Raw genomic sequence first — 26,169 nt, forward strand, 5'->3', positions numbered from 1 at the left:
CCAATTATTTTACTATCCCCAGCTGCTTCATCATTGTCAGTTCGTCGGTAACCCGCCAGTGTTCTGCTATTTTACCATCCACTATTTCTTCGATATTGATCTGGTTAACGCTCACCTGTTTACCGGTAGGTGGTATACCGAATAAAGTATCCGTTTGTGTACCGGTCATTACTACCCTGGCTACCACCCTGTTGTTAGTAGCAATAACATCTTTAAGGGTATAATGCAAATCCGGAAAAGCTTTCCGGATTGCATTTACAATGGGTTTCAAACCATCCGGGCCCTTTGGAGGATCCGGCACAGATGGCGTATGATTGATATAATCCTGGCTCAATAATTCATCTAATACTTCCACATGCCCCTTATTCCAGGCTTCATCGAAATAGCGTTCCACCAATTGTTTATTTTTTTGCGCCACCGCCGGACCCGCCTGATTACATGCCGTAAATAACAGGAGCAGGGTTCCCGATACTGCCAGGGCGGATAGCGGGATCTTCACCGGTTTAACTAACATATTGTCGACCGCATATCTGCCGCTGCCATTCATCAGCAAGGCGAGCGACAGGCCTATTATCAGTAAGTGATACTCATACCCCTCTCCTTTTTGTGTGCCGAACCAGTTCATAAAAAAGCCGTTCTCCACATGCGCGGTGAAAATGATACCAATAAATAGGAGGATCATGGCTACTGACCATATCCGGGAGGCGAAACCAATAATCAGGGAAAGTGCACCAAAGAACTCGATGACGATTACCAGGAAGGCAATGAGCCAGGGCAGATGCAGGGTATCTGTAAAAAAGACCATTTCATTGCCGAACCCGGGACCGCCAAACCACCCGAGTACTTTTTGTGCGCCATGGGGAAATAATATCAGGCCTAGCGTGAGACGCAAGATCAGGCCTGTCCAGTCATTGCGTGTACCAAAAATTTGCTGCTTCATTTATTTGTGTGTATTTAGAACCACAAATGAACGATGCGGGAAAATCAAAAAAATTAAACTGGTTGAAGAAATTATTGCCGGCTTAGCTTTTTCCGGAGCATACTGAGAAATACAGGCGTAAAGCCTAAATAAGCCGCCACCTGTTTTTGTGGTATGCGCTGTTCCAGCTGGGGGTATTTTTTTATGAAATCCAGGTAGCGCTGCTCCGCCGTAAAGGAAAGGTTTTGATTAATACGGCGTTGCTGTGCCACAAAAGCATTCTGCAACAGTATCCTGAAAAAACGTTCAAACTTAGGCACCTGCTCATACAACCGTTCAAGGTCTGGCTTTGAAATCTGTAATAACTCGGTATCTTCCAATGCATCTATATAATATTCTGAAGCCGTACCGGTAAAGAAGCTAAAAAGATCGCTTACCCACCAGCCTTCCACACCAAACATAACAATGTGTTCAAAACCACCTTCATCGATCGAGTACATTCTCAGGCAACCTTTGGTAATAAAGTTCTCCGTTTTACAAATTTCGCCCTGCCGGAGCAGGAATGATTTCTTTTTGAGGGTACGTGGGGTTAACAGGGAATATAAGAGGTTGACTTCTTCTTTCTCAAGATGAATATAACGTTCAATGTTTTCCAGGATAAGTTCATCGCCCATATAGCTGCCGGCTTTAGTGCTGTTATCTTTATTATAAAGTAACAATGTTAATCTTTTATGAAGAGAATAATAGCAGTTATTTCAAGATATTTATACTGTTACCGTACCCACCGGCATCCAGGCTGGCGTCAATAACAACAGCGGTGTTACGTCACCGCTGTTGTCTCATAACCTGGTTAATCTATTTACTGTAAGGTAGCGACCTTTTATTCCGCCACCATATGTACCCCTTTCGTATCACTGACAATGGTATACAATTTATTTTTCCAGGGCACATGCTTTAATGTCCCTTCCATGCCACGTGACAAATGAGGAGATAATAAAACAGGTTTATCACCTGAAAGATCTGGCCGAAAACCAAAAAACGAACGGATGATAATTTCGGCAAATGCGCCACCGCAACCTTCATTCGCATCTTGCCCACCGCGGCTGGCAGTGCGGACTATAGGATTATAACCGTGGCTATCCGGTCCCAGGAACTCATGCGACTGTGCCCAGGGTCCCTGGTGTGTAATTTCCTCTGTAGCGCGTAGAAAAGTTAATGCGCGGTTAAAATCGCCCAGGCGACACATGACATCCATTGTTAACGGCGGCCATGCGTCATAACTGCCCATCGGGCCATGGTCTGGCCGATCCGATTTTGCAGCAGCAGGATCTTTAAGCGACATAGCACGCATCCATGTTTTGGTGAGTAATTCGGACTGTACAAAATGATTCATCTCCTTCTTTATCTTTCCTGTCAAGTCATTTTCCAACGCCTGTCCGATAACGATATAATCAAAACAATGGCGGATAGGTACTTTATTGCCGGCAGTATCAAGTGCATTCCAAACCCCTTCTTCGGGAGCATAAAGCGACATAACGAAAGGCAGCAGCTTCTTTGCTTTAGCTTGCAATATGGCTGCACGCTCACTGTTGCCCGATTGCTGAAAATACTCCGCGGTTTTTCTTAGCATATACACATTAGCTGCATTCAGCGAAGGTACTCCTTCGATATAACTGGGAGAGCATTCGAGTAAGTTCTCGGCCCCACCATAATTACCCAGGGGCAAATCCTTTGTCAGCGGACGGGTTTCATAAAAGGTGGCTAATGCTTCGAGATGCTCCAGTACGGACTGGTCACCGATGCGCCGGCGGAGGAAGGAACTGTCGCCGGTTACAGCAAGATACGCTTCTACACAGCGAAAGATGGACCAGTCGTTGGCCGCGTACCAGGGGCCTGCGCTTCCACCTGACAAGTCATCTACTGCATAACAACGATGAATATCCATCGACAACCATTTTGCCAGGTGCTCCTGCATTGTTTTCGGTTCCAGCATTGCCCAGGTATTGGCCCACATTTCAGCATCCCAGAAATAAGTCAGCGTATTTGCCCACTGAGGGCCCGCCGTTACAAAGCAACGCGGGCTCAAGGGAAGGTTGGTCCGGCAAAGTAAAAGCGGGGTTAATGCGCCCATGTAATATACCCGCCGTATTTTTGGATCGTTTGTTATCAAAGTGGGGAAATGCCCTGAAAAATGGTTGTTCCCAGGTACAAAAGATCCCTGCCAACGCTCCTCCCATTTCATCTTAGCCGCATCAAATTCTTCCCTGAAATTCCTTGTCCAGCTATCAGCCAAGGCACCTATGGCTTTAGCGTTATCACCGATTACGCATGCCCATTCAATGACTTTCTTTTCCCCCGGAGCCAATACTATGTTCCATTGTACTTCGTTTTTATTACCGGCAATAAGGAATGTATCTGGGACGGTCACAAATGAAAAACCCGTTACAGCCTGGGAAGTCCTATCCTGTATAGCGAAGCTCTTTCTATCGCCAGCCTGTAAATCTGCTGGCGACAGTAGGGTGAAATTGGCATCCATCGGACGTCCATTTCCCCAGGTCCGCCAAGACTGGGGCGCATAATAACGTACCTGTCCGTGGCATTTTACACTAAGCGTCAGGCGCTGATTTTTCGAAGACTTGTTGTGCAGCACCAATTTTTCCAACACACCCTTTTGTTCAAATGGCAAACGTATGAGTGAGCTCAGCGCTACATTGCCGATAACGGTTTTTCGCTGCACTTCATACGGAAGCCAGCGGCTGTATGATGCTGTGACCGACTTTCCATTTACCAGTAATGCACATTCTCCTGGTTCTTTTTTATCGTCTGACAACGAGGGTGAATTCAGCCCAAATTCCCACGAATAAGGTTGCGATCCGCCCTGGGCATATGGCGGGAAAGTAAGGTTCTGGAACCCGGTAAGATTTTCCGTTGTCTGTAACGCTCCAATAAAGTTCGTCACCGAAGGGAAGTTCCTAAGGGAGGAAACAGCCATCCAATCTGATCCTAATGCTTCAAGCTTTGGAATAGCTGACGATGACTTACGTCCCTGTCCAAAGGCGAGCGTAGTCATCATAAGCATAGTAATTAGTAGACGCTTCATTATATTTACTGGTAGTCTGGGTTTTGTTTTAATGCCGTATTAACATGAATTTCCTGCTCAGGAAGTGGGTACAGGTAATTCTTTGGAGAGGTAAATACTCTGTTTACCAGTCCGTCATATGTACCATTAAGCACCTGACCAGCAATTCTCCATCTTTTAATATCAAAATATCGGAAGCCTTCAAAGGCTAGTTCTACCCTTCGTTCATTGCGGATACGCTGGCGCATCTGGTCCTGTGAAAGACCTGCTGGCAAAGGAGGCATATTGGCACGGGCTCTTACCGCATTTACATCCTGGTAAACCTGTCCATTGGGTCCGCTTACTTCATTCACCGCCTCAGCATGAGTGAGTAATACTTCTGCATATCTCATCAGTGGTACGTATGCGGTATTAGGAACACCGGTTTTCTGTGTATTTACTCCTCCGTTTGCAACAACTTCCTCTTTATCGCATGATTTCCAATACAGATAAGGGATGTAAGCAGTTTTAGCAGCGCCAATCAGATCAATCGAACCATCTTCCCAATGCACGGTGTCGCGGCAGACGGTTTGCGCCATGCGTGGATCACGGTTCCGGAAAAGGTATTTTTTATCTACCCGCGGATCCTGCGGATTGTACGGATCACCATTGCTGAACTCATAGGCATCCAGTAAAGATGGAAGCGGATGAACCGATTGCCAGTAGAATTGCATGGTGGAGATCAGGAACCCCCAAAGTCCATATTTACTGTTGTTCGGAGCCAGATAAAAAGCAGCGAAAAGATATTCCGGGTTATTTTCCTGTTGCCCTAACACATGTGAAAACAGCCCGCGATAGTATTTACCAAGTGAATATTTTCCGGAATTGATTATCTGGGAAGTCAACGTGGCCACTGTATTCATATCCCCGGCAACCGCCTTACCGGAAGCATCAAATCCATGGTAGAGATAGGCTCTCGCTTTCACCATCAGGGCTGCTGATTTTGTAACGTGTCCCTGGGAACCCCAGAAATCCTGATCTGGCAGATTGGCGATGGCAAAATCACAATCAGCCACAACCTGCTTGAAGATGGATTCTGCATCCGACTTGGGCACCATTTGCGTTTCAAGGGTAAGTGGTTCTGTAACCAATGGTACAGCGCCGTAGAAGACCCATAGCCGGTAATACTCCATTGCTCTCAACAATTTAACCTGCGCCTCCAGGTTCGCCATATCCGCCTTACTCATATCGTTCCCGGTATACTTATTCAGGTTTGCCAGGAAAATATTATAGGTGGCGAGGCGCTGATATCCCCAAATATACCAGTTATCAGTGGCATGAGAAGACACAGTAATCCCCTGATTGATCAGTTGTTCATTGTTATAACTAAAAACGCTTACCCCATTATCGGAGATTCCGTCCAAATCCTGGATGCCGCTGGAGAGGTAATAATCCTGAATAGTATTATAACAGGCTGCCAATCCAAGCTTGAAATCATTCGCCGTTTTCCAGAATGTTCCTGAGCTCAGCTGGTCTGTGGGATTTTGATCGAGCACCTTTTGACAGGAAGAGAGTGGCGCTACGATCCCCGCTAATATGAATATGGATATATATAAATACTTGGTCGCTTTCATAATTACTGGATTTAGAATTTAGCAGAGATACCAAACGAGAATGCCTTGTTTTGCGGGTAAGATAGAAATCCTCCATCCTGTGGTTTCTCAGGATCTGTGCCAGGGAATTTTGTAAACGTCAGGAAATTATCAGCAGCAACAAAAATTCTGAGATACGATAATCCAACATGCGTTTTGCTGAGTGATGCGGCAGGCACAGTATATCCAACCTGCATTTGTTTAACACGCATATAGGATTTATCAAACAACTGATAGGTGGATGGATGACTCCAAACGCGCTGTGCACCTGCGGTGGTGTAGAAATACAAAATAGGGTCTGTATTGGAATGATTCTGAGGAGTCCAGTATTTATCCACCTTGTCTGCCATTGGCGGAGTTCCTGCATAAAAAGGCGTAAGTCCTGCTGTAAAAGAGTAGAATCCATATTGTCCTTTAACCCCCTGCAGGAAAGTATACAAATCAAATCCTTTCCACGCTAAACTAATGGTCGCACCATATACAAAAGAAGGGAATACTCCTTTCGTCATAACAACCCTGTCGTTATTGTCTATTACACCGTCATTATTGGTATCTTTATACCTGATATCTCCGGCCTGTGTTGCATCTCCAAACTGTTTCGGCGCTTTATTCACCTCATCCTGCGTCTGGAATATGCCATCCATCTGCAGCAGATACCAGGAGTTCCAAGGAGTACCTTCTTTAATAACGGTGTTACCGTTGTCCTGTTGCGCACCGAATTTCACGGTAGTATTCCTGAAGCCACTGATATTAAATCCAACGTTATAGGAAAAGTCTTTCATTGCTCCGGACTTGATGCTATTGTTATAGCTGATGGCCAGTTCCATTCCCGTATTTCTCATGGCGCCGCTATTTACGGTTGGTGGAGTCAGACCCACTACATACGCAACCTGTGCTGTACGCAGGATATTCTCTGTTTGTTTGCGATAGATATCAAATACCAGGTTGAAGTGATTAAACATAGTAAGGTCCAGACCAGCGTCCGACATGGTTGTTTCTTCCCAGGTAATATTCTCATTATTCAACCCTGAAACATAGGCGCCGGTTTGAAGTGTATTTCCGAATGGATAAGGATTGCCCAGGTTCACCAATGCCTGATAAGGGTAATTACCTATATTCTGGTTACCCAATTTTCCCCAGGAAGCACGAAGTTTCATATCGTTCACTATTCCACGGCTCTTTAATGCATCCATGAATCGCTCTTCGCTGATGCGCCAGCCAGCCGATGCCGACGGGAATATACCAAAACGCTTTTCCGGTGCCAGTCTTGAACTGCCGTCGTAACGCATGTTGAATTCGAAGAGATATTTTCCTTTAAAGTCATACTTAGCCCGACCAAATACTGAGCGCAGTGCCCAGGTGTTACTTGTTCCTCCATTGAACTGAGGCGTAGCATCACCAGCATTCAATTCCTGCAATGTTGATCCGGTTGAAAAGCTGGGCCTTGATCCCGAAAGCTTGGAATAATTCTCTTCTTCCTGGCTATAACCTGCCTGCACGCCTATATGATGATCGCCGAATGCATTATCATAATTTAAATAAGTATAAATACTTTTATAAATCGTCTGATCCATATACTCGCTCAATCCTATTGCAGGTATGTTATTAGACAATGCCATGCTATCCGGGTGGAAGAAATTATATGTTGGAATAGTATTTCCAAATGCTTTGTTCTTGTTAAAATACCCATTCACTGCTCCCTTTGTATACCAATTCAAGCCCTTGAATAGTTTAAGATCCAGCCACAGTTGCGCATTAGCCGCGTAATCAACATTTCTGGCCACCTGCTCATTTGCCGCGAACTGGTTGGGTCTTACATATTCCCAGGGAAAAGCGCGATAAGTGTATCTGCCTGATCCGTCCTGCACCCAGGGCAACGCAGTGGGGGGATGAGCAAGGGCTTGATAATATGCATCATCTGCACCGTTTATAGGCTGAGATTGATCACCGGACTTCAGTCCCATTGTAAGGCCGGCGCGCAGACGCTGACTTACTTCAGATGTCATGTTGAATAATGCATTATACTTTCTGTAGGAAAATCCCCGCATGATTCCCTGTTGATCATTATAGCTGATAGATGCATCATAACTGGTCTTGCTTCCACCACTGATAGAAATATTATGGAGATAGGTAGGCGCCGTGCGGAACATTAATCCCTGCCAGTCAGCATTTGGATATTTGGAAGGATCGGTACTATTTTTATATTGATCAATTACTGACTGCGGATACATGAGATCAGGATTATTCACGCCTCCATTGATATTCGCCTGATTGAACAACTCCATATATTGCGCGGAATTGGTAACAAACTTTGGTAAACGTGTCGCTTTAGCCATTTGACCAGCAAAATCGTAAGAGACGGTTACTTTACCAGATCTGTTAATTCCGCTCTTTAATGTTACGAGGATGACACCATTTGCCGCACGTGCACCATATATCGAAGCAGAAGCAGCATCCTTCAACACAGAAATAGATTCGATCATCGTTGGGCTGTAGTCCGACAAATTTCCAGGCACACCATTGATAAGTACCAGTGGCGCCGAACCAGCCGGGCTGTAAGTACCTTGTCCCCTGATCAGGACATTTAAGTTTTCGGCACCTGGCTGCCCGGAATTCTGTGTGATCTGTACGCCTGGAAGCATACCTTCCAGCGCAGCAACCGGATTGATTACCTGCCTCTTTGCTAAATCTGCCCCTTTCACAGTTGCCACCGAACCAGTAAGATTTACCTTTTTCTGAGTACCATATCCCACAACAACAATCTCCTGTTGTTGTTGGACCACCTGCTTAAGCACCACATTGATTTCGGTTTTGCTACCTATGTTTACTTCCTTTTGCTCCATTCCAATGAATGAATACACCAGGATTTTAGAGGTACCGTCCGGCACAACAATAGCATATTCACCATTGTTATCTGTACTGGCACCTTTATTAGTTCCTTTCAACACAACAGAAACACCCGGCAAAGGGCTGCCATTTTCATCCGTCACTTTTCCCCTCACCCTGTTTTCAACTGCCTCCACAGAAGGCGGCGGTACTGGCGTACGTTCTGTTTTCTGCTTAATAATTACTGTTTTTTCGACAATAGAATACTCCAGGAATGAATTTTCCAGGCAGGCATGCAACGCTTTCTCAAGCGGTACAGACTTGAGGTCAACAGTCACACCGGCTACCCGGTCCAACAATTCATTTGGGTAAAGAAAATTATATTTTGTTTGTTTCCTTATTTCATTGAACACCTTTTTCAGCGGTGCATTGTGAACAGAAATAGAAACATTCTGCGAAAAAGCGCCTGCATTTACGTGGAGACAGGCAACTGTTAAAAGAAATGCCGTTAGTTTCATGATCAACAGCGTTTTGGTTGCGAGACAAAATCTTCTATTTGCCCCATTGGTTCTACATACACCAGCGCGCGCGATTTTTCGCCTGGAGTTAGTGCAAAGCGGATCTAATTCCATAACTTTGGTTGTTTGGGTGAGATAAATAAGCAGTCTTAAGCCGATTGTAGTTAATTGCCCAAATGATGACCGGGGGTGTTTCCAGCACTTCCGGCTTTTTTTAAGGCATCAGTAGTACTTTGTTAATCCATAACGTATGAAATTTTTAAGTGAACACTAATGTGGAATTCAGCAAATGAATCATCACAGATAAAGTGGGATGCCCTATTCTTTGTTTTTCATTGTCTAACCAACATGTTTTGACGGGAAGGAAATCAGCGCCGGACAATCACTGTCCTATCCTTGATTTCAAAGTTGACCGTTCCGGTTGCCTGCAACATTTCCAGGACTTTTGATAACGTGACATTACGTGAAATATTACCGCCAAAATGCGTGGGCACATTGGCTTCATACTGAACATCTATATCGTACCACCGGGCTAATTGCCTCATGATGGAATGCAAATCGCTATTATCGAAATGAAAATTACCTTCCCTCCAGGCGGCTACCTGCTCCAGGTCAATGTCATCTGCTATACTAATATTCTCTTCACTTTTCGTCTTCGCCTGCTGACCAGGTTTTAACAATACCGAAGCACCGGGTTTAGTTACCTTTACACGCCCTTCAAACAAGGTAGTTTTTACGCCATTTTCATCTTCGTAGCCATTGATGTTAAAATGTGTACCCAGCACGTCGACGGCCATTTGTCCCAATTTTACTTTGAAAGGCATTTTAGCATTTGCCGCTACTTCAAAATACGCTTCCCCTGTTACTTCCACAATCCGTTCATTCCCCTCAAAAAAGGTTGGATAACGAATGGAACTTTCAGCATTTAGCCATACTTTGGTGCCGTCAGCTAATTTCACCTGGAATTGCCGCCCCCTGGGTGTTGATAAGGAGTTATATGCCGGATGCTGACCGGATGCTGCTTCCCTGGCATAGCTCAGCTCTCCATCCTGTTTAAGGATTTTTGTATCCTCATCCTGGTTGATCATTCCATTGCCCGCGCTGTCCAATGCAATTTGTTTTCCATTAGCCAGCGTAAGAACGGCGCCACTTCTTCCGGGCTGTACATCCGTTTTTTCGATTTTTGCCAGTTCCTTATGGTGGGGCTTCTGCAGCAACAGGTAGCCACCCAATAAGATGCCCGTGGCCACAGCCGCAACGGCTATCCAACGGCGTAGGTTCATTTGCAGTATGGTACCGGGTTGCCTGTTGTTTTTTCCGTCATCGATGTTTGCCAGCAAGGAAGCAAGCACCGCTTCCTTGTCACTATCCCCTCCCTGCATAACAAAGGCTTCGTCATTCATCATCTCCTCCATTATCTCTTCCAGTTCCTTCCGGTCGTACTTCCTTTCCGCCAACAGGTCGTAAAGCTGCAAAAAGTCTTCCTCACTGAGGTTGTCATTCAGATACTGCCTAAAAAGTATTTTTATTTCCTTTGACATAAATAGTGCTTACTATCTATAAAGACAGACGAGCGGAGAAAAAGAAAACATTGTTTTTGAAAAAATCTTTAAAAAGAGAGAGAAAGAATTAAATATATAATAATCAACAGGTTATGAATATTCTTTAAAAGTCTTTTCCGGAGCAGCTGTAATGCCCGCACCATATAGGTTTTGGAGGAAAGCGGTGTAATATCCAAGCGGGTAGCTATTTCGTCATGACTTAATCCTTCTATTCTATGAAGGATAAATACCTGGCGAAGTTGGGATGGCAAAGATCGAACAGCATGTTGTACGTCATCCCGCAAATGTTTTCTCTCCAGCGTTTCCTGTGGAGATAAAGGGGAAGACGCAAAGTAGGCAACGAGGAAATTTTTATTAGACTCCCTTATCGTGGTCGCCTCCAGGTGGTTAAGGGCTAAATTTCTTGCTATTGTACTAAGGTAGGCCTTGAAATTTTTAACCTCCGGTAATCTCTCCCGGTTATCCCATACTTTGAGAAATACCTCCTGGGCCAGGTCCCTTGCCGATTCCGGAGATTTTGTAATACGTAAGCCCAAACTATATATAAGTGTCCAATATTGATCAAACAGCTCCTGGAATGCAAGCTTGTTTCCACCCGCCAGCAATGCTAATAATTCATGTTCACAACGTGGTAAATTTTCCAATTAAGGTATTTTGCTAGGTACAAGATACATATTTCCATTTATTTTATTTTCCAAAGACTGATAGTAATTGTTGACCGAACGAGCGATAAAAAACGTAAGGCACCGTCAACACGATGCCTTACCCTGTATTCTCACCTGTTACTTGCCAGATAGGCGGCCGCCTCTTCGACTGCCTGCCTCCCCGCAGCTATAATGCCGCCCATCTGGAAGAAGCCGTGGACCATACCTGCATACTCGGTTAGCTTTACCTCCACTCCGGCGGACCGTAGCTGCTGTGCATATTGAATGGCTTCATCCCTTAATGGGTCATATTCCGCTGTGATGATAAGCGCAGGCGGCAGCCCGGATAAATCGATGGCTAAAAGCGGCGCCGCGTCAGGATGATTACGGTTAATTAAATCAGGCGTATACAAGTCCCACGCTATTTCCGCTCCCTCCAGGGTGAGATTAGGGCCATCAGCAAACTGCTTCCAGGACTTTGTGCTGAGAGAAGAATCCGTTACGGGGTAAATTAATACCTGGCAACGGATGTTTATTCCCATACCCACTGTAGCTTTCCTGGCAACAACCGTAGCCAGCGCCCCGCCGGCGCTGTCACCCATCAATGCGATATTCGCAGCATCAATTCCCAAAGTAGCCGCCTGATCAACTACCCATTCCAATGCAGCGCAACAGTCATTCAGCCCAATAGGAAAGGGATATTCCGGGGCCAACCTGTAGTCAACTGAGATTACTATAGATCCCGATAACCTGGCTAGGGTACGCAGTGGCCGGTCATGTGTATCAAGACTTCCTGCATTAAACCAACCGCCGTGAAAATATAAAACCGCCGGTAACAAAGGCTGACCGGAGGGGCGGTAAATGCGAATGTTAAAAGTACTTCCATCCGATGATGAAATTGCCTGTTCTTCAATAGAAAATATCTCTTCCGGTTCACCTGCCATAGGAATAAAGCCTTCGTAAAACTTGCGGCCAACCAGTATGCTATCTTCCATTTCAGGGACGTTAATAGCCCGTATAAATTCCAATGCCTTATCAACTTCAGGCGACAATACCAGGTTATTGTTCATATTTTTTCCTGCAAAAATGCATGCCGAAAGGTCATAAAATAAAATAGTATGATTTATCTTCTTCATAAAAATATTTATACCTTCACCATATGGTAAATCTGGAATGGTATAGGACATTTAAGGCGGTATACCAAACAGGATCACTGACCGCTGCCTCCAAAGCTTTATTTATTTCACAACCCAATGTCAGCCAGCATTTATCCGCGCTGGAGGCGCATGTAGGTAAACAGCTTTTTGAACGTAAACCCAGGCTGGTACCTACAGATTATGGTAAATTATTCTATACACAATTGGTCGAGCCTCTTGAAAAGCTGGAAAACCTTGAAGTTTCCTTCACAGCACTGTGCAGGAGACAACAATTACCAACCATCCGCCTGGGCACCGTCAAAGAATTATTTCATTCCGTTTCGCTGAAACGGCTGACTCATCTTTCCTCAGATTTAACTGTATCTTTTGGGATAACCAAAGATCTGTTAGCGAAGCTAAGCGACGGGGATCTTGACTTTGTAGTAGCTACCCACCAGGTAGACAGGAAAGACATTGTATTTGAACCTGTTTTTACAGAATCATTTGTGCTTGCGGGTAATCCTGCCCTCGATATCAGTGCATTCCGTACGTTAGTCAAAAGGCAAGACTGGAATAAAGCCGAAGAATGGCTCTTACAACAAACCTGGTTTGCTTACAGTGCAGATTTAGCTATTATACGAAGATTCTGGCTCGTTAACTTTCAAAAAAGGCCCGCCATTAAACCGCGGTTTATTATCCCTGATATGAATACCATTTTACAAGCCATCAGTGAATACGGGGGGCTTACCATTGCCGCTGACTACCTGGTAAAAGACCTGAAGAAAACGGGAAAACTAATAGAAATATGGAAAGGCAGCATCCCTACTACCAATACGATTTACCTTGCTTATAATAAAACAAAAACAACGATGGCGCAGGTGGAGCTCGTTAAATCGTTATTGAAATAATAGCGACAAATCATCCCTCATTTACATCAATTGCGACAAAAAATGTCGTAATTGTCGCGAAATTGTCGCAAAACACAGCTTTGCGACAATTTTGTCGTAAAGTTGGTAAAATGTCATAAAGTAAAGGGCAAAAAGTTACACTATTCCTGGTGGATCAATCCACAGAATTTCCTAAGGCAGGCAGAAACAATCTAATAGGGGTTATTGAAACAGCGTTGCTCTCGCTGCATGAAGGAAATTTTGCGCGATACCAGGTACGGCCATCAGAATTTAGAAAATGGCAGGAGGAGTGGAAGAAGTGAGAACCAATCACCTCAAATTCCATTGTAGCTCAAAAGTCATTGAAATGAAGCTCAAAAAAACCACTTTTTGAGCTTCATTTCAATGACTCCTGAGCTACAAACGACACGTTACTGCGTCGTTTGTGTTATCACTACTGCTGATTCGCTAACGTAATCATCGCAGAAACCTCTGCTACAGCAGCATCATCTCCGCCACTGAAACCGGTGAAACGGAAACGAATATTGCCTTTTCCATCGATCACAAACTTGGTAGGAATGCCTTGCACTTTATAGCTGTCTACTACTTTGTTGACGCCGGTAGCCGGATCTTTCAGGTCCATCAGCACTTCGAACGGATAGTTATTGGTGGTAACAAATTTCTTGGCGCTAGCGGGAGCATCGGCTTCTTTTTCCCAGGTGTGTACGAAGAGAAATTTTACATTCGGATCGTTCTTATACTTTTCCATGGCTTTTTTCATGGCAGGGAAAGAGGCTTTGCAGGGACCGCACCAGGTAGCCCAGAAGTCGAGCACAATAGTTTTGCCTTTGTAATCGGAAAGAGATACGGTGTTGCCGTCTACATCCTTTAAAGTAAAGCCGGGCGCTGGTTCCTGGATGATTTGTCTGGCAAATTCTTCCTGCATTTTCTTGTCCAGCCCACTTTTCAGGGAGTCGATATAGTTTTCCAGCTTGTTATCGTTACGCACTTTGGCGTAGGCGGCTGCCAGCAAAGCTTTGTTGTTGCTGTTCAGCTTACCCTGGGCAGCGATGTCGCTCATGCGGGCAAATACTTCGGGATAGTCGCCTTTGGCCAGGAGTACTTTCGCAAACATCTCGTTTACCTGTGGTCTGACAGGCGTTTCGGCCTGCTCTGCACGTTTCAGGTATACCAGGGCGGAATCGTATTCTTTGTCGTCGTACAGCAACTGGGCATAGCTGCTCAGGTATCCGGGATACCCGATAGCGGCGAAGCCGGCGCCTTCTTCATTCTTCCGGGTTGTTTTAAATTGCCATGCATCTTCAATGGCTTTTTTCAACAGCACTTTTGCTTCCGCGGTGTGTCCTTTTTTGGCAATGCGCTCAGCTGTGCCTGCCCATCCCTGGCCCTTCCAGAAAGGAGATACAATGCTGTTGGCATACTCCAGGGCCTTAGGCAGGTTATCGGCAATAGCGTAGGCAGTGCCTACACTATTACGGGCGTAGTCATACACGACCCGGTCACTGTTCAGCTTTCCTTCGGGAAATTTTTTCTCCCAGGCTTTATACAACGCCTCTTTCTTTACCGGGTCGTTTTCGTTGTAGATAGTTTCTACCGATTTATTCCTGACAACGATACCGGCGGGGAACTTTTTCTCTGCCGCGGTGCGGATAGAATCGCCTACATTGCCTTGCTTCAGCTGGTAAAAGTATTGGGCGGCGGTGAGCCAGTCCGTTTCTTTTTTGCTTTTGGTCAATGCATACATTTTATCCGACAGCAGGTTTTTCTCTGCGTCGCTGCCTTTGGCGAGGCGATTGTAATACCGCATCAGCGAATCCTGGTTGATTTTGGCCTGCCCGTTGGAGGTGGCGGCCACTGCCAGCAAGCTGCCACTGAGCAGGATGGGGAGTACTTTTTTCATATAACAGATGGTGGTTTTAGATTAATTAGTAACCTTGATTTTGTGTTAAAGCCGGGTTAGCTACCCGTTGTGCATCCGGAATCGGGTACAGGATGTCGGTACTGGCCCAGGTGGTAGGGCGCATGCCTCCTATTACATCATCTGCACGTGTTTTACCACCGCCGCTGATGCTGGGTGTACGTTTCAGGTCAAACCAACGGTTGCCCCACTCGCCAAACAGTTCGGCCTTCCTTTCCTGTTCTACGGCCAGCAGCAGGTTCGGTTGCGTAAGACTGTTATCGAGCATCGGCAACCCTGCCCTGGAGCGGATAGTATCTACATCGGCAATGGCCCCGGCGAGGTTACCCTGTTGTGCCCTGGCCTCTGCTCTTACGAGATATTGCTCTGCGAGGCGCAGCATTACGTTAAACTCATTACCTGTAGAAGCTCCCGCGGGCAGCGAAGTCATTTTATACTTGGTGATTACCTTGTAATTTTTACCGCCGATATCGGTAGCCGATATCCAGCTGGTTTTACGCAGGTCACCTGGTTCCAGCGAGTTGTACAGTGTATCCGTTAACGTTACTGCCGGCACAGAGCCGGGCGTGGCTGTATAACTTCCCCCGTTGGCGTCCCGGTTGTTCATATAGGTGGATATGCCAGTGAGCGTAGCCAGCTGCCATATTACTTCGTTGCTGGAATTGCTGAAGGTGGTATTCAGGTTTTTATTTAAGCTATAAAGACCTGAATTTATTACCGCATTAGCCGCAGCTTCTGCATTGGCCCATTGCTTTTGATAGAGGTAAACCCTTGCCAGCAAGGCGTTGGCCGTTTGCCGGTTAATCCGGGTTCTCAACGCCGCCGGATAGGCATCTGTTAATACCGCTTGTGCTGCTGTAAGGTCCCTGATGATCTGTGCCCATACTTCGGTGGCTGGCGCCCGTGCCAGGGTGGCATTCTTTAACGGATCGTCGGTAACAGGCAATGGCACATCCCCGAACATATTTACCAGGTAGAAAAGCGTAAAGGCTCTCCATACTTTTATTTCTCCCGTTAACTGATTTTTTACGGAAGATGATAAAGTAGTACTCCGGGAGATGCCATCCAGCATGGCATTGGCCTGGCCGAGTGTGGAATAGGTATAGCCCCAGAGCACCTGTTGTACAACGCTGTTGGTGATGGTAATACTATTGGTTTTGAACTCATCAAACGCGGGACTGGAAACGTTGTTCTGCAGCTCGTTGGCAGAAAGCCCCGGCATTTCGCTGAGCGGAAACAAGGCATCGCGTGTAGATGATGCATTGTAAATCCCCAATACCGCGCTGGTAGCCGTGGCATCAGAAGCAAAGGCCTGGTCGAGCCCCACCTGGGTGGTGGGAGGCCCTATTTCCACCAGTTTTTTGCAGGAAGAAAACGTAGAGCCAGCCAGCAACAACCCGGCGATTACTTTTTTATTTATGGTGAAAGAAAACATGAATGCAGATTTTAGAATGAACAATTAATACCTAATACGATGGTTCTCAGCGGAGGCATGGCAATCATGCCGGTGCCTAATCCCGGAGGGCCTCCTGGCACGCTGGTTTCAGGATCATAGATGTATTTGTTCTTTGTCCAGGTAAACAGGTTTTGTCCTTCTGCATATACTTTCAGGCCACTGATTTTGGCTTTTGTCAACCACCGCTGCGGGAAAGAATAGGAAATCGCTGCCGATCTCAGTTTCAGGTAGCTTGCATCTCCCCATAAGGCGGTGGAACTGCTGTACTGCGTATAGCCGAGATAGATAGGTGTGCCTGAAGTAGAGGTAGCGGCCGGATAAGTGGCGTTGTCTCCCGGTTGCCGCCACCTGTCTAGCACGGCCGTATTCTGGTTACTTCTGCTGCTACCGATAGGTGTGCTGAAATTGTTGGTAGCTCCTTTGCGGTGGTTGAACTGCAGGAAGAAGCTGAGATCCCAGTTCCGGTAACTAACGGTGTTGTTTAATCCCCCGAAGAACGGAAGCCCTGGTTTGATAATTTGACGGTCGTTGTTGAAATCAATCACACCATCTTTATTCAGGTCCTGGTATTGCGGAATACCGGTGTTAGGATCATATCCTGTATAGATAAACTTCCGCACCATGTCAATCGGCTGACCTACCAGGTAGCTGCTGGCATAAAAAGATTTTTCTATACCGGGGAAGCTTACCAGTTTATTCCGGTAGAAAGTTACATTCAGCGAGGATGTCCATCCGAAATCGTGTCTCTTCACATTCAGACTTGTGAGTTCCAGTTCCACCCCGCTGTTTTGCACCAGTGCTGGCATGTTAACTGTATAACTATTGTATCCTGACTGTAAAGCCAATGCCGCAGAAAGCAGCTGATCGGCGGACCGGTTACGGTAATAGTTACCGGTAAATGAGATCCTGTCATTCAGGAAACCCAGCTCCAGGCCAAATTCCATCTTGCGGGTAGTTTCCCATTTGATACCCGGGTTTGGCAATGTTGACCGGATAAGGGCAGAAGAGCCCTGGTAGGTCCCGGCAGCAGATAATAATGGCAGATAAATATAATTGCTGATCTGGTCATTACCTGTGGATCCATAGCTGGCTCTCAGCTTACCGAGGCTAAGCCAGGGCATAGTTTCCTGCACAAAGTCTTCCTGGGAAAATAACCAGGCCGCACCTACTGCGCCAAAGTCGCCATAGATGTTATCCGGACCAAACCTGGAAGAGGCGTCGCGACGGAAGGTGAGATTGAGCAGGTATTTTTGTTTGTAGTCATAATTCACCCGACCAAATAAAGAGGCAAAGCGGTAATCGAAGTAAGAAGCCGAACCGGTAACAGTACCTGCACCTACAATAGAACTCATCAATGCCTCGCTGCTATAGTTTTGTGCATTTAGGCTCTGGCCGGTAGAGAGGCTACGCTGATAAGTACCGCCCACCATGAGACCCAGCCTGTCCTGTTTTCTCTCTATGGTATAATTAAGGGTAGGTTCTACAATATAGTTCTGCGATTTAGTGTTCGCAAACGTAGCAAATGACTGCGGATTACTAATCGGGTTCTGGGTAGACGCCGGCATAGGATTCGCCTGGTCCAGCGTAGTATTGGTAAAACCCATATTCACTTTAAAGTCCAGGTTTTTGATGATGGTATAACGCAGGTTAGCGTTGGTCATCAGGTTGCCGGTGGAGTTGGTATTGCGGCGTTGCAATATGGCCAATGGGTTGGTAAAACCGCTTACCCAGGCCAACTTCCCGGTACTGTCATACAGGGGCATATTGGGCGGCAGGTTGTACATCGAGATAACATCAGATCCCGGTAAAACGGTTTTATCGTTGGAATAGTTGGCCGTGAAGGCAGCGTAAAACTTGTTATTGGAAGAAGTATGATCAGCAGAGAGACGGCCGGTGAAGCGCTGGCTGTTGAAATTACCGGGGTATACGGTAGTTTCCTTATGATAGCCGGTGCTGAACATAAAATGTGTTTTAGTATCTCCACCGGAAATAGATGCCTGCGCATCTGTAGTCCTTGCTGTTCCGCCTACCAGTAGTTTTTGCCAGTTGGTATAGGCATTTTGATCCCAAACGGTTAACTCGGGCGCATTAGCGGTATTAGGCGTAAGTCCGTCATTCTTAAATGCTTCCTTTCTCAGGTCGAGATATTCCTTTGTATTCATCATCGGAATAAAGTGGCCTACCTTTCCTGATCCCGTGTAGGCGTTTACGTTAACCCTTGTTTTGCCCGACTTCCCTTTTTTGGTGGTGATGAGGATTACGCCGTTGGCGCCCCGGGCGCCGTAGATGGCAGTGGCATCGGCATCTTTCAGGATGTCCATCCGTTCAATATCATCCGGGTTAATCATGCTGAAAGGGCTGATACCGCCATTGGTGGCGGAGGTACCCAGTGCGTTGAGATTATCTGTAGGCGGATAAGAACCGTTGAAGTTGGTGAAAGGCACCCCGTCAACCACGTATAATGGTATATTGCCCGAGTTCATAGACCCTTGTCCCCGGATCTGTACAACGGCGGCACTACCAGGCAAGCCATTCTGCTGGGTGATCTGCACTCCAGGAATACGTCCGGGCAAAGCTGCCAATGGGTTGGAAATAGGTTGTTTGCTGATTTCCTTCGCCGTGATGCTGCTCACGGAGCCGGTATTCATTCTTTTAGTGGTAGTACCATAACCGATGATCACCGCTTCTTCCAATGCCCTCGTTTGTTGCTCCAGTACTACATTAATGGTAGTACGGCCATTGGCCATTATCCGCTGTGTTTCATAGGAGAGATAAGAGACGATCAGTACGGCATCGGAAGGTACATCCTTCAATACGTAATCTCCATTATCGTTGGTCATAGCGCCAAAGGGGGTACCGGGGATCACCACCGACACTGCGGGGATAGGAGATCCCTGTGTATCGGTGATTCGTCCCTGGATAGTAATTGATACCCGCGTGGCCCCCAGGTTATTACTCCCCGTGCTTTTCAGCCGGATAGCAATAAACTTGCCCGACAGGTGGTAAGTAAATGGTTGGTTATCGAAAAGCAATTTTAGCACGGCGTCGAGTTGCTCATTTTCTACAGAAATATTGACCGGCACCGCCTGGCTCATTTGATTCTTCCCGTAGATAAAGCTGTACCCGGTTTGTTTCTCTATTTCTTTGAATGCTTTTTCCAGCGAACCGGATTTAATATTCATAGATACTTTCTGTGCAAAGGTCTGACCGGCTATTAACAGGCAGCTCAGCAACAGTAAAGTCCCGAAGTAGTTAGCGCCCCATTTTCTATTTTTCCTTCCCGGTAGGCATAGTGCACTCGTTAGCTTTCTTACAAGCATAGCTTCTGGTTGATTTTTGATGAATAAATACGTCAATCGGCATGGTGACAATCCTTCTCATGTTTGTAAAGTGGCCTGCCTTACAGATTTGAAAAATTGGCTGGTGTATGCTTTATTTTATCACGGTAATCTTCCGCCCTTCAATCTTGAAATGCACGAGATTGGTCATCTCCAACAGGTTCAGTAATTGAGATATGGGGACGTCCCTCGGAATTTTAGCGACAAAAAAGTCTTTAACATCGGTTTGATACACGACGTCTATATTATAATATCGTTGTAACGTTGACATGATGGTGGTAATATCAGCGCCGTCGAAGTAGAGCAGTCCTTCTTTCCAGGCCGTTGCCTGTTGCAGGTCTACATTTTTCATCAGCTGCAGTGAGCCGCCTGCAGTAGTAGCCGCCGCTTCGCCCGGGTGCAGTACCTGTGAGGCACCGGGCGTATTCACCTTCACCGCCCCATTGACCAGGGTTACCTGCATTTTTCTTTCATCGCCAAAAGCCCGGAAATTGAAAGCAGTCCCCAGTACTTCGATGGTCGCCTTATGGCTGGCAGATGTAACCAGGAAGGGCTGGTGAGCGTTTTGCTTTACTTCAAAATAAGCCTGCCCCGTAGCGGCCACTTCTCGTTGTTTACCATGGAAGGAGGTAGGATACGTGAGGGTAGAACCTGCATCTATCCATACTTTGGTACCATCGCCCAACACAATGGCAAGTGGTTTACTGCCATTGGGCACCTGGATGGTATTCAGGCTGCTGGCAGTATCAGCACCGGCATAAGTGATTTGCCCGTCGGCATTTTTCGAAACGCTGACCTGTCCCTGTACGACGAGGGTACCATTGCCGGCGCTGTCGAGCAGGATACGTTGTCCATTACCCAATGTAAGCACGGCATGATTACCGGCCGGTGCAGGGATATCATTGCGGAAACGCACGGCCTGTGGCGCCAATGCTGTTGGCTGGTGCTGGTAGAAATAATAACCGGTACCGAGTACCAGGACTACTGTGGCAGCCGCCGCCCAACGGTTCCAGTTGATGACCTTCCCCGAACGACGACGCAATACTGGCTGCAAGCGCTCACGGATAGCGGCTTCCAGCTGCTGCTGATCACCCAGCAGTTGCTCGTTCCAATCGCCCTGCTGCTGAAAAGCATTGAACAATTGGTTGTACTGCAACAGCTCTGCATCGGTAGCTGTACCAGATACCACTTTTTCCGCCAATAGTATTACTTCCTCTTTTGTCATACGTAGCCGTTCTTATACATAGGCAGTTGTAAAAGGACATACCCTTAAAAGCATCTCAATTTTTTTTTGAAATGGTTGTTTTACTTGTATTGGGTTAGCACAGGCAAGAGTAACATAGCAAGCAGGTAAGGATCTACCGCTGCCCGGATGCGTTTTAGCGCAATCGTTTTTTGCGCTTCCACAGTTTTAATAGATATATTCAATAAGTCTGCTATCTGTTGATTGGTCAGCTGACCATCCCTGCTCAGGAGAAATATTTCCCGGCATTTTTCAGGAAGATGGTTAATCACCTGCTGGATAATCGCCTTCAGGTCGTTTAATTCCAGGTAGTCCTGGGGGCCAGGGGTTTGGGGGAAAGATAAGCCGGCGAGCGCTGTATAGAAATCTGCTCTCACCTTGCCGGAGCGGATATAGTTAGCCACTTTAAACCGCACCGCACTGCGCAGGTAGGCCGGAACGGCCTGGATGTCGAGCTGCTCCCGCTTTTCCCATAGCCAGGCAAATATGTCCTGTACAATGTCCATACATACATCCTGGTCCCGGAGCAAATGAAACGCAGCCTGGTACATGCGCGACCAGTGGCGGGAATACAGCATATCAAATGCTGCCACATCACCTCTCTTCAGCATGCTTATCAACTCCAGGTCACTATGGGAACTTTCCGGTATCAAATTATCTACATTTCTACCGCTAAAATAAAGAAAGACGCCAAAATTCCCCATACATATAGCATAATCTACATGTAAGTGCTCCGCGAATATTCCCCTACCCTCCCCGGACATCTGTTTATTTCCGGCAGTTATTAATCTATGTAAGCCGATATTGGTTGTACCCCTAATTTTGAAAAGCAGTCATTCTATTTACCCGCAAGGGGATTTAAACAGAAATAATATATATTGAAACAATTTTTCGTTATCTAAAGCGCAATTAACTTACTGTGAGCACCATCTTCCGTCAGACCATCAAAGCCTTTGGGCTGCTTTACCTGTTTTGTTTTGTTACCTCCTGCCAGGTAAACGATCAGCAAAAAACGGCGCCCAAAAGCCCGCAACCTGGTCAGGATTCGCTCTATATTGCCACGGTGCTGTCTTTCGACACCTCTTCCCAGCAAAGGCGGGCGGAGAAAATAAACGAGATGCTGGCCAGTATCCCGCAAACGCCGCAGCGGGACAGCAATCCCTGGTACAACTACTTTAAAGCATACCAATACGACCTCCGTAAAAGTGCGGACAGCAGCGCACAGTTCTATCATCTTATGAACCCCGCCCCCGGGCAAACGGATCTGTTAGCACTGAAAGACTATGTACTGTTTAACAACGCCATCAGCAATTTCAACATCGCCAAAGCGGAGCTGGTGAGCCAGACTATGTCTGCAGTAGAAAGGGCAGAGAAAAACAACAGCGTATTCGTATACCGGCTATACGACCTGCTGGCCAAAGCATATTACAACAATGCCAATATCAATAAGTCTATCGAGTATACCCAAAAGTACTATACCCATCACCCCTTCAAAGATCATCCGGCTATCCGGCAGCGCTACTTTGATATCTGCTTTATGCTGGCAGCCCAGCAATCGAATCCGGGGAAAATGCAGGCCTACCTCGACAGCGCCCGCGCCTTTGCCCGCCTGATCAATGACAGCCTGGCCCTGGCCCGCACGTATGACTACGAATCCCAGGTTTATTCCATAGAACAGGAGCCCGCTAAAGCCGTGGAAAGCCAGCGAAAGTATTTTAACTACCTGGCACAACATGGCCAGCTGAATAAAATAGCTTTTAATAACCTGGCTACTGCCTTCACCCGCAATAACCAGCCCGATTCAGCGATTCACTACTACCAGCTGTGCATCGAATGGGCCAATCAACAAACCTCTAACGTAAACCTGCAACCTGTTTACGAAGGATTGCATGAATCATACAAGAAAAAAGGGGACTATAAAGAGGCGCTGGCAGCTTTGCACCATGCTTTTAATATCTACGGCGCCAATAAAGAAAACATTGAAGCCGCCAAAATAGAAGAGCTGCATACACAATATCAGACCGAGAAAAAAGACCAGGCCATCGCCTCCCTCCAAACTACCAACAATCTCAATAGAAAAATTATTAACCAGCAACGCTGGATATTTGTAACCATCTGCTGCTTACTGATAGCGGTCGCCTCTTACGGCTATGTTGCCTATCGCCAGAAGTTGCTCAAAGAAAAGAACGAAAGGCTGGCCACGGAAAACAAACGCCTGATCCTGGAACAAAAAACCAGGCAAATGCAGTTAAACCCGCATTTTATTTACAACGCCATCGCCAATTTGCAAGGCCTGATCAGCGATGATAAAAAATATGAAGCCAATGCTTACCTGGTGGCCTTCTCCAAACTCATGCGCGACATCCTGGAACTTAACCGGAATGATCTCGTTACCCTGGAAGACGAAGCACGTTCCCTCAAAAACTATATTGAGCTCCAGCAAATGCGTTATGAAAATGCATTCGATTATGAAATTGAGGACGGCGACCTGGATAGCTCGGAACTCTTAATCCCACCCATGCTGATTCAACCCTTCGTGGAAAACTCCATTGAACACGGATTTAAAGCCATTGACTATAAAGGCAGCCTCATAATCCGGTTCCGGGAAGAGCCTACCCGTTTGGTGATCACTATCGAAGATAATGGCAGTGGGGCAAAAGCAGTAGTACAAAACCCCACCGGCAAAAAGTCGCTTTCCCGCATCATTACGCAGGAGCGGCTGAACGTACTCTTTAACCAGCAAAGCCGCCAGGCGTGGTTTGAATCAGGACCCAAAACGGAAGGAACGGGCTTTTTTACCGTCATTTACCTTCCCATACAAATAGCATAAACGATATCAGATGACTATATATATCCTCGAAGACGAAAAGAATATTCTCAAACACCTCATGGCTTTGGTGAGCGATATCCCTTACCTCCAGATGGTCGGATATTCGGCCGATGTGGCAAAGGCGATCACAGAAATTCCCCAGCTACAACCCGAGTTGATATTGGCCGACATACAACTCAAAGACGGAAACAGCTTTACGCTTTTCAACAAAATCAACGTAGAGTCGAGCCAGATTATTTTCATCACCGCATACGACCAATACGCCATACAGGCGCTGAACCTGGGCGCATTTGCCTACCTGCTCAAACCTATTGAAACCAATATTTTCAACGAAACGGTCGACCGGTGCTTCAAAAAAACAGAAGAGCATAAATTCAACCGGCAACAGTTGGAACTTTCTTCCAACTATTACAAAGGAGACACCAGGCCCCGTAAAATTGCGCTGAAGAACTTCAAGTTCACCCAGATAGTGCCCATAGAAGACATCCTCTATTGCAAGAGTGACAAGGGTTACACCACCTTCCTGCTAAAGGACGGCACTTCTGTATTGGTATCTAAAATCCTGAAAGATTACGAACCTCTGCTGCCCACCGATACTTTTATCCGTTGCCATCAATCCTACCTGGTGAACGGCAATTATATCAGCAAGTACTTTAAAGACGGTTACCTGGAAATGTTGACTGGTGATAAAGTACCGGTATCTGACCGTAAGCGGGATATTGTACAGGAGTTTATAGAGAGATTGTAGTCACGCAAAGGAGCAAAGTAACAGAGACGCGAAGATATGCACGCCTTGGTCACTTTGCTTCCCTGTTGCGCTGCGTGAAAAAATTGGTCTTCCATCTTGCGAATGCCCTTCCTACTGCTTATCTTACCGGTTGCCCTGATCAAATTTAATGGGCGAGACATAGTATGGAAACAGGAACAGTGACTAAAATTAACGTCCAACCGGATCTATTAAAAACCAGGCAGCACTACCAGGTGCTGGACGGATTGCGGGGAGTAGCCGCTCTGGTAGTAGTGATATTTCATTTCCTTGAATGGGTGTACAGCGACTACAGTAAAAACTTTGCAGGACATGGATTCCTGGCAGTCGACTTCTTCTTTTGCCTGTCGGGCTTTGTGATTGCCTATGCTTATGATGGCCGCATTGACAAGATGGGATTAAAAGAATTTTTTAAATCAAGGCTTATCCGGCTGCATCCCCTGGTAATATTAGGAAGCGTCATTGGGTTACTCGCTTTTTTATTTGATCCGTTTGCCACACTTCCCAACACTTATAGTTTTGTACACCTGGTTGTTTTATTTTTCTGCTCCATCTTGTTGATTCCCTATCCTGTAATGACGGAGCGCAGCTTCAATTTATTTGGTTTCAACGCGCCTGCCTGGTCTTTATTCTGGGAATATGTGGCCAATATCTGCTATGCCCTGGTGCTACGCAAAGCCAATCGCGGCGTACTGGTAGCGCTCATGATAGCAGCTACCCTCGCGCTGGGTTATGCAGGCCACAGTGCCGGCAACCTGATGGGCGGATGGGGAAAAGATAATTTCTGGCATGGCGGGGCGCGTGTAGCTTATTCCTTCCTGGCCGGGATGCTGGTGTTTCGTTTTAATCTTATTATCAAAAATAAACTGGGATTTGCGGGGCTCACTGTATTATTGTTATTCGCCTTACTGATGCCTTACTTTGCCCACAACTGGTTGGTAGAACTGGCCGTAGTATTAGTTTATTTTCCATTATTGATTGCGCTGGGAGCAGGTGCGATGGCTAACAATGGCTGGAAAAAAATCTGTGTATTTTCCGGCAATATTTCCTACCCGCTGTATATGACACATTACGCGGCGATCTGGATGTTTGCAAACTACTATACCGCGCACAAACCGGACACGCTCACGCTTACCTTCATTGTAATGGGTGCTACCGTGGTATTGATAGGAATTGCTTATGCGGCCATGAGGTTATATGATATCCCGGTAAGGAAATATTTAAGCAACAAGAGAAAAATGAGTTAAATAAACCTATTGTTATAAAAAGAGGGTGTCTCAAAAGTAATTTTGAGGCACCCTCTTTAATTTTGAGAAAAAAGGGCTGATTTATCCAGATAATCTGGTTGAAAAAAAGACTTTCAAGTGTTGGTCAGGGTAGTTAAATTTGGGTATG

General features: G+C 46.2%; 17 protein-coding genes. 4 read left to right on the forward strand and 13 right to left on the reverse strand.

Features of this window, described 5'->3' with window-relative positions:
- Window positions 1-4: 4 nt before the first annotated feature.
- The 8 genes from HGH91_RS22200 to HGH91_RS22235 form a co-directional block, all read right to left on the reverse strand.
- Window positions 5-940 (reverse strand): ester cyclase, encoded by a 936-nt coding sequence (locus HGH91_RS22200; RefSeq protein WP_168740976.1) that lies wholly within the window; start codon window positions 938-940, stop codon window positions 5-7.
- A gap of 71 nt (window positions 941-1,011) precedes the next feature.
- Window positions 1,012-1,638 carry a Crp/Fnr family transcriptional regulator gene (locus HGH91_RS22205; protein ID WP_247651807.1) on the reverse strand — a complete coding sequence of 209 codons (627 nt, stop codon included), beginning with the start codon at window positions 1,636-1,638 and terminating at the stop codon, window positions 1,012-1,014.
- A 161-nt stretch (window positions 1,639-1,799) separates the two neighbouring features.
- Entirely contained in the window at window positions 1,800-3,992 is a 2,193-nt protein-coding gene (locus HGH91_RS22210; protein WP_168740977.1) for a hypothetical protein, read from the reverse strand.
- A 32-nt stretch (window positions 3,993-4,024) separates the two neighbouring features.
- On the reverse strand, window positions 4,025-5,611 hold the full coding sequence (locus HGH91_RS22215; protein ID WP_168740978.1) for a RagB/SusD family nutrient uptake outer membrane protein: 1,587 nt from the start codon (window positions 5,609-5,611) through the stop codon (window positions 4,025-4,027).
- 11 nt (window positions 5,612-5,622) lie between these two features.
- Window positions 5,623-8,973 carry a TonB-dependent receptor gene (locus HGH91_RS22220; RefSeq protein ID WP_168740979.1) on the reverse strand — a complete coding sequence of 1,117 codons (3,351 nt, stop codon included), beginning with the start codon at window positions 8,971-8,973 and terminating at the stop codon, window positions 5,623-5,625.
- Window positions 8,974-9,341: 368 nt separating this feature from the next.
- Window positions 9,342-10,514, reverse strand: a complete 1,173-nt coding sequence (locus tag HGH91_RS22225) for a FecR family protein (RefSeq protein ID WP_168740980.1) — start codon at window positions 10,512-10,514, stop codon at window positions 9,342-9,344.
- 68 nt (window positions 10,515-10,582) lie between these two features.
- Window positions 10,583-11,179 (reverse strand): RNA polymerase sigma factor, encoded by a 597-nt coding sequence (locus tag HGH91_RS22230; RefSeq protein ID WP_168740981.1) that lies wholly within the window; start codon window positions 11,177-11,179, stop codon window positions 10,583-10,585.
- 131 nt (window positions 11,180-11,310) lie between these two features.
- Window positions 11,311-12,315 (reverse strand): alpha/beta hydrolase, encoded by a 1,005-nt coding sequence (locus HGH91_RS22235; protein WP_168740982.1) that lies wholly within the window; start codon window positions 12,313-12,315, stop codon window positions 11,311-11,313.
- Window positions 12,316-12,338: 23 nt separating this feature from the next.
- Here HGH91_RS22235 and HGH91_RS22240 point away from each other — a divergent pair, with 23 nt between their 5' ends.
- Window positions 12,339-13,223 carry a LysR family transcriptional regulator gene (locus tag HGH91_RS22240; protein WP_168740983.1) on the forward strand — a complete coding sequence of 295 codons (885 nt, stop codon included), beginning with the start codon at window positions 12,339-12,341 and terminating at the stop codon, window positions 13,221-13,223.
- 433 nt (window positions 13,224-13,656) lie between these two features.
- Here the strand turns inward: HGH91_RS22240 and HGH91_RS22245 are convergent, their stop codons facing one another.
- From HGH91_RS22245 to HGH91_RS22265, 5 genes are all read right to left on the reverse strand, one after another.
- Window positions 13,657-15,123: a TlpA disulfide reductase family protein gene (locus HGH91_RS22245; protein ID WP_168740984.1), complete on the reverse strand. Its 1,467-nt coding sequence runs from the start codon at window positions 15,121-15,123 to the stop codon at window positions 13,657-13,659.
- A 25-nt stretch (window positions 15,124-15,148) separates the two neighbouring features.
- The gene (locus HGH91_RS22250) at window positions 15,149-16,576 is read right to left on the reverse strand and encodes a RagB/SusD family nutrient uptake outer membrane protein (RefSeq protein ID WP_168740985.1); all 1,428 of its coding nucleotides are present in this window, start codon (window positions 16,574-16,576) and stop codon (window positions 15,149-15,151) included.
- An 11-nt stretch (window positions 16,577-16,587) separates the two neighbouring features.
- Window positions 16,588-19,917: a SusC/RagA family TonB-linked outer membrane protein gene (locus HGH91_RS22255; RefSeq protein WP_168740986.1), complete on the reverse strand. Its 3,330-nt coding sequence runs from the start codon at window positions 19,915-19,917 to the stop codon at window positions 16,588-16,590.
- A 112-nt stretch (window positions 19,918-20,029) separates the two neighbouring features.
- Entirely contained in the window at window positions 20,030-21,160 is a 1,131-nt protein-coding gene (locus tag HGH91_RS22260) for a FecR family protein (RefSeq protein WP_168740987.1), read from the reverse strand.
- 80 nt (window positions 21,161-21,240) lie between these two features.
- Window positions 21,241-21,789 (reverse strand): RNA polymerase sigma-70 factor, encoded by a 549-nt coding sequence (locus HGH91_RS22265; RefSeq protein WP_168740988.1) that lies wholly within the window; start codon window positions 21,787-21,789, stop codon window positions 21,241-21,243.
- A 308-nt stretch (window positions 21,790-22,097) separates the two neighbouring features.
- On the opposite strand from HGH91_RS22265, the gene HGH91_RS31420 reads away from it, so the two are divergent.
- The 3 genes from HGH91_RS31420 to HGH91_RS22280 all read left to right on the forward strand — a co-directional run bounded on the left by HGH91_RS31420 (window position 22,098) and on the right by HGH91_RS22280 (window position 26,021).
- Complete coding sequence (locus HGH91_RS31420) at window positions 22,098-24,008, forward strand: histidine kinase (RefSeq protein WP_168740989.1); 1,911 nt, start codon at window positions 22,098-22,100, stop codon at window positions 24,006-24,008.
- Between the two features lie 10 nt (window positions 24,009-24,018).
- Window positions 24,019-24,756: a LytR/AlgR family response regulator transcription factor gene (locus HGH91_RS22275; protein WP_168740990.1), complete on the forward strand. Its 738-nt coding sequence runs from the start codon at window positions 24,019-24,021 to the stop codon at window positions 24,754-24,756.
- A 164-nt stretch (window positions 24,757-24,920) separates the two neighbouring features.
- Window positions 24,921-26,021, forward strand: coding sequence for an acyltransferase family protein (locus HGH91_RS22280; RefSeq protein ID WP_168740991.1), 1,101 nt, complete (start codon window positions 24,921-24,923; stop codon window positions 26,019-26,021).
- Window positions 26,022-26,169: the final 148 nt, after the last annotated feature.

Source organism: Chitinophaga eiseniae, from assembly GCF_012641265.1.
In the GTDB taxonomy this organism is placed as follows: Bacteria; Bacteroidota; Bacteroidia; order Chitinophagales; family Chitinophagaceae; genus Chitinophaga; species Chitinophaga eiseniae_A.

Coding starts and splice junctions, on each gene's coding strand:
- HGH91_RS22220 (WP_168740979.1), bottom strand. CDS start 8,973: ATGAAACTAACGGCATTTCTTTTAACAGTTGCCTGTCTCCACGTAAAT.
- HGH91_RS22210 (WP_168740977.1), bottom strand. CDS start 3,992: ATGATGACTACGCTCGCCTTTGGACAGGGACGTAAGTCATCGTCAGCT.
- HGH91_RS22250 (WP_168740985.1), bottom strand. CDS start 16,576: ATGTTTTCTTTCACCATAAATAAAAAAGTAATCGCCGGGTTGTTGCTG.
- HGH91_RS22265 (WP_168740988.1), bottom strand. CDS start 21,789: ATGCTGAAGAGAGGTGATGTGGCAGCATTTGATATGCTGTATTCCCGC.
- HGH91_RS22260 (WP_168740987.1), bottom strand. CDS start 21,160: ATGACAAAAGAGGAAGTAATACTATTGGCGGAAAAAGTGGTATCTGGT.
- HGH91_RS22275 (WP_168740990.1), top strand. CDS start 24,019: ATGACTATATATATCCTCGAAGACGAAAAGAATATTCTCAAACACCTC.
- HGH91_RS22200 (WP_168740976.1), bottom strand. CDS start 940: ATGAAGCAGCAAATTTTTGGTACACGCAATGACTGGACAGGCCTGATC.
- HGH91_RS22280 (WP_168740991.1), top strand. CDS start 24,921: ATGGAAACAGGAACAGTGACTAAAATTAACGTCCAACCGGATCTATTA.
- HGH91_RS22245 (WP_168740984.1), bottom strand. CDS start 15,123: ATGAAAAAAGTACTCCCCATCCTGCTCAGTGGCAGCTTGCTGGCAGTG.
- HGH91_RS22215 (WP_168740978.1), bottom strand. CDS start 5,611: ATGAAAGCGACCAAGTATTTATATATATCCATATTCATATTAGCGGGG.
- HGH91_RS22240 (WP_168740983.1), top strand. CDS start 12,339: ATGGTAAATCTGGAATGGTATAGGACATTTAAGGCGGTATACCAAACA.
- HGH91_RS22225 (WP_168740980.1), bottom strand. CDS start 10,514: ATGTCAAAGGAAATAAAAATACTTTTTAGGCAGTATCTGAATGACAAC.
- HGH91_RS22255 (WP_168740986.1), bottom strand. CDS start 19,917: ATGCTTGTAAGAAAGCTAACGAGTGCACTATGCCTACCGGGAAGGAAA.
- HGH91_RS22235 (WP_168740982.1), bottom strand. CDS start 12,315: ATGAAGAAGATAAATCATACTATTTTATTTTATGACCTTTCGGCATGC.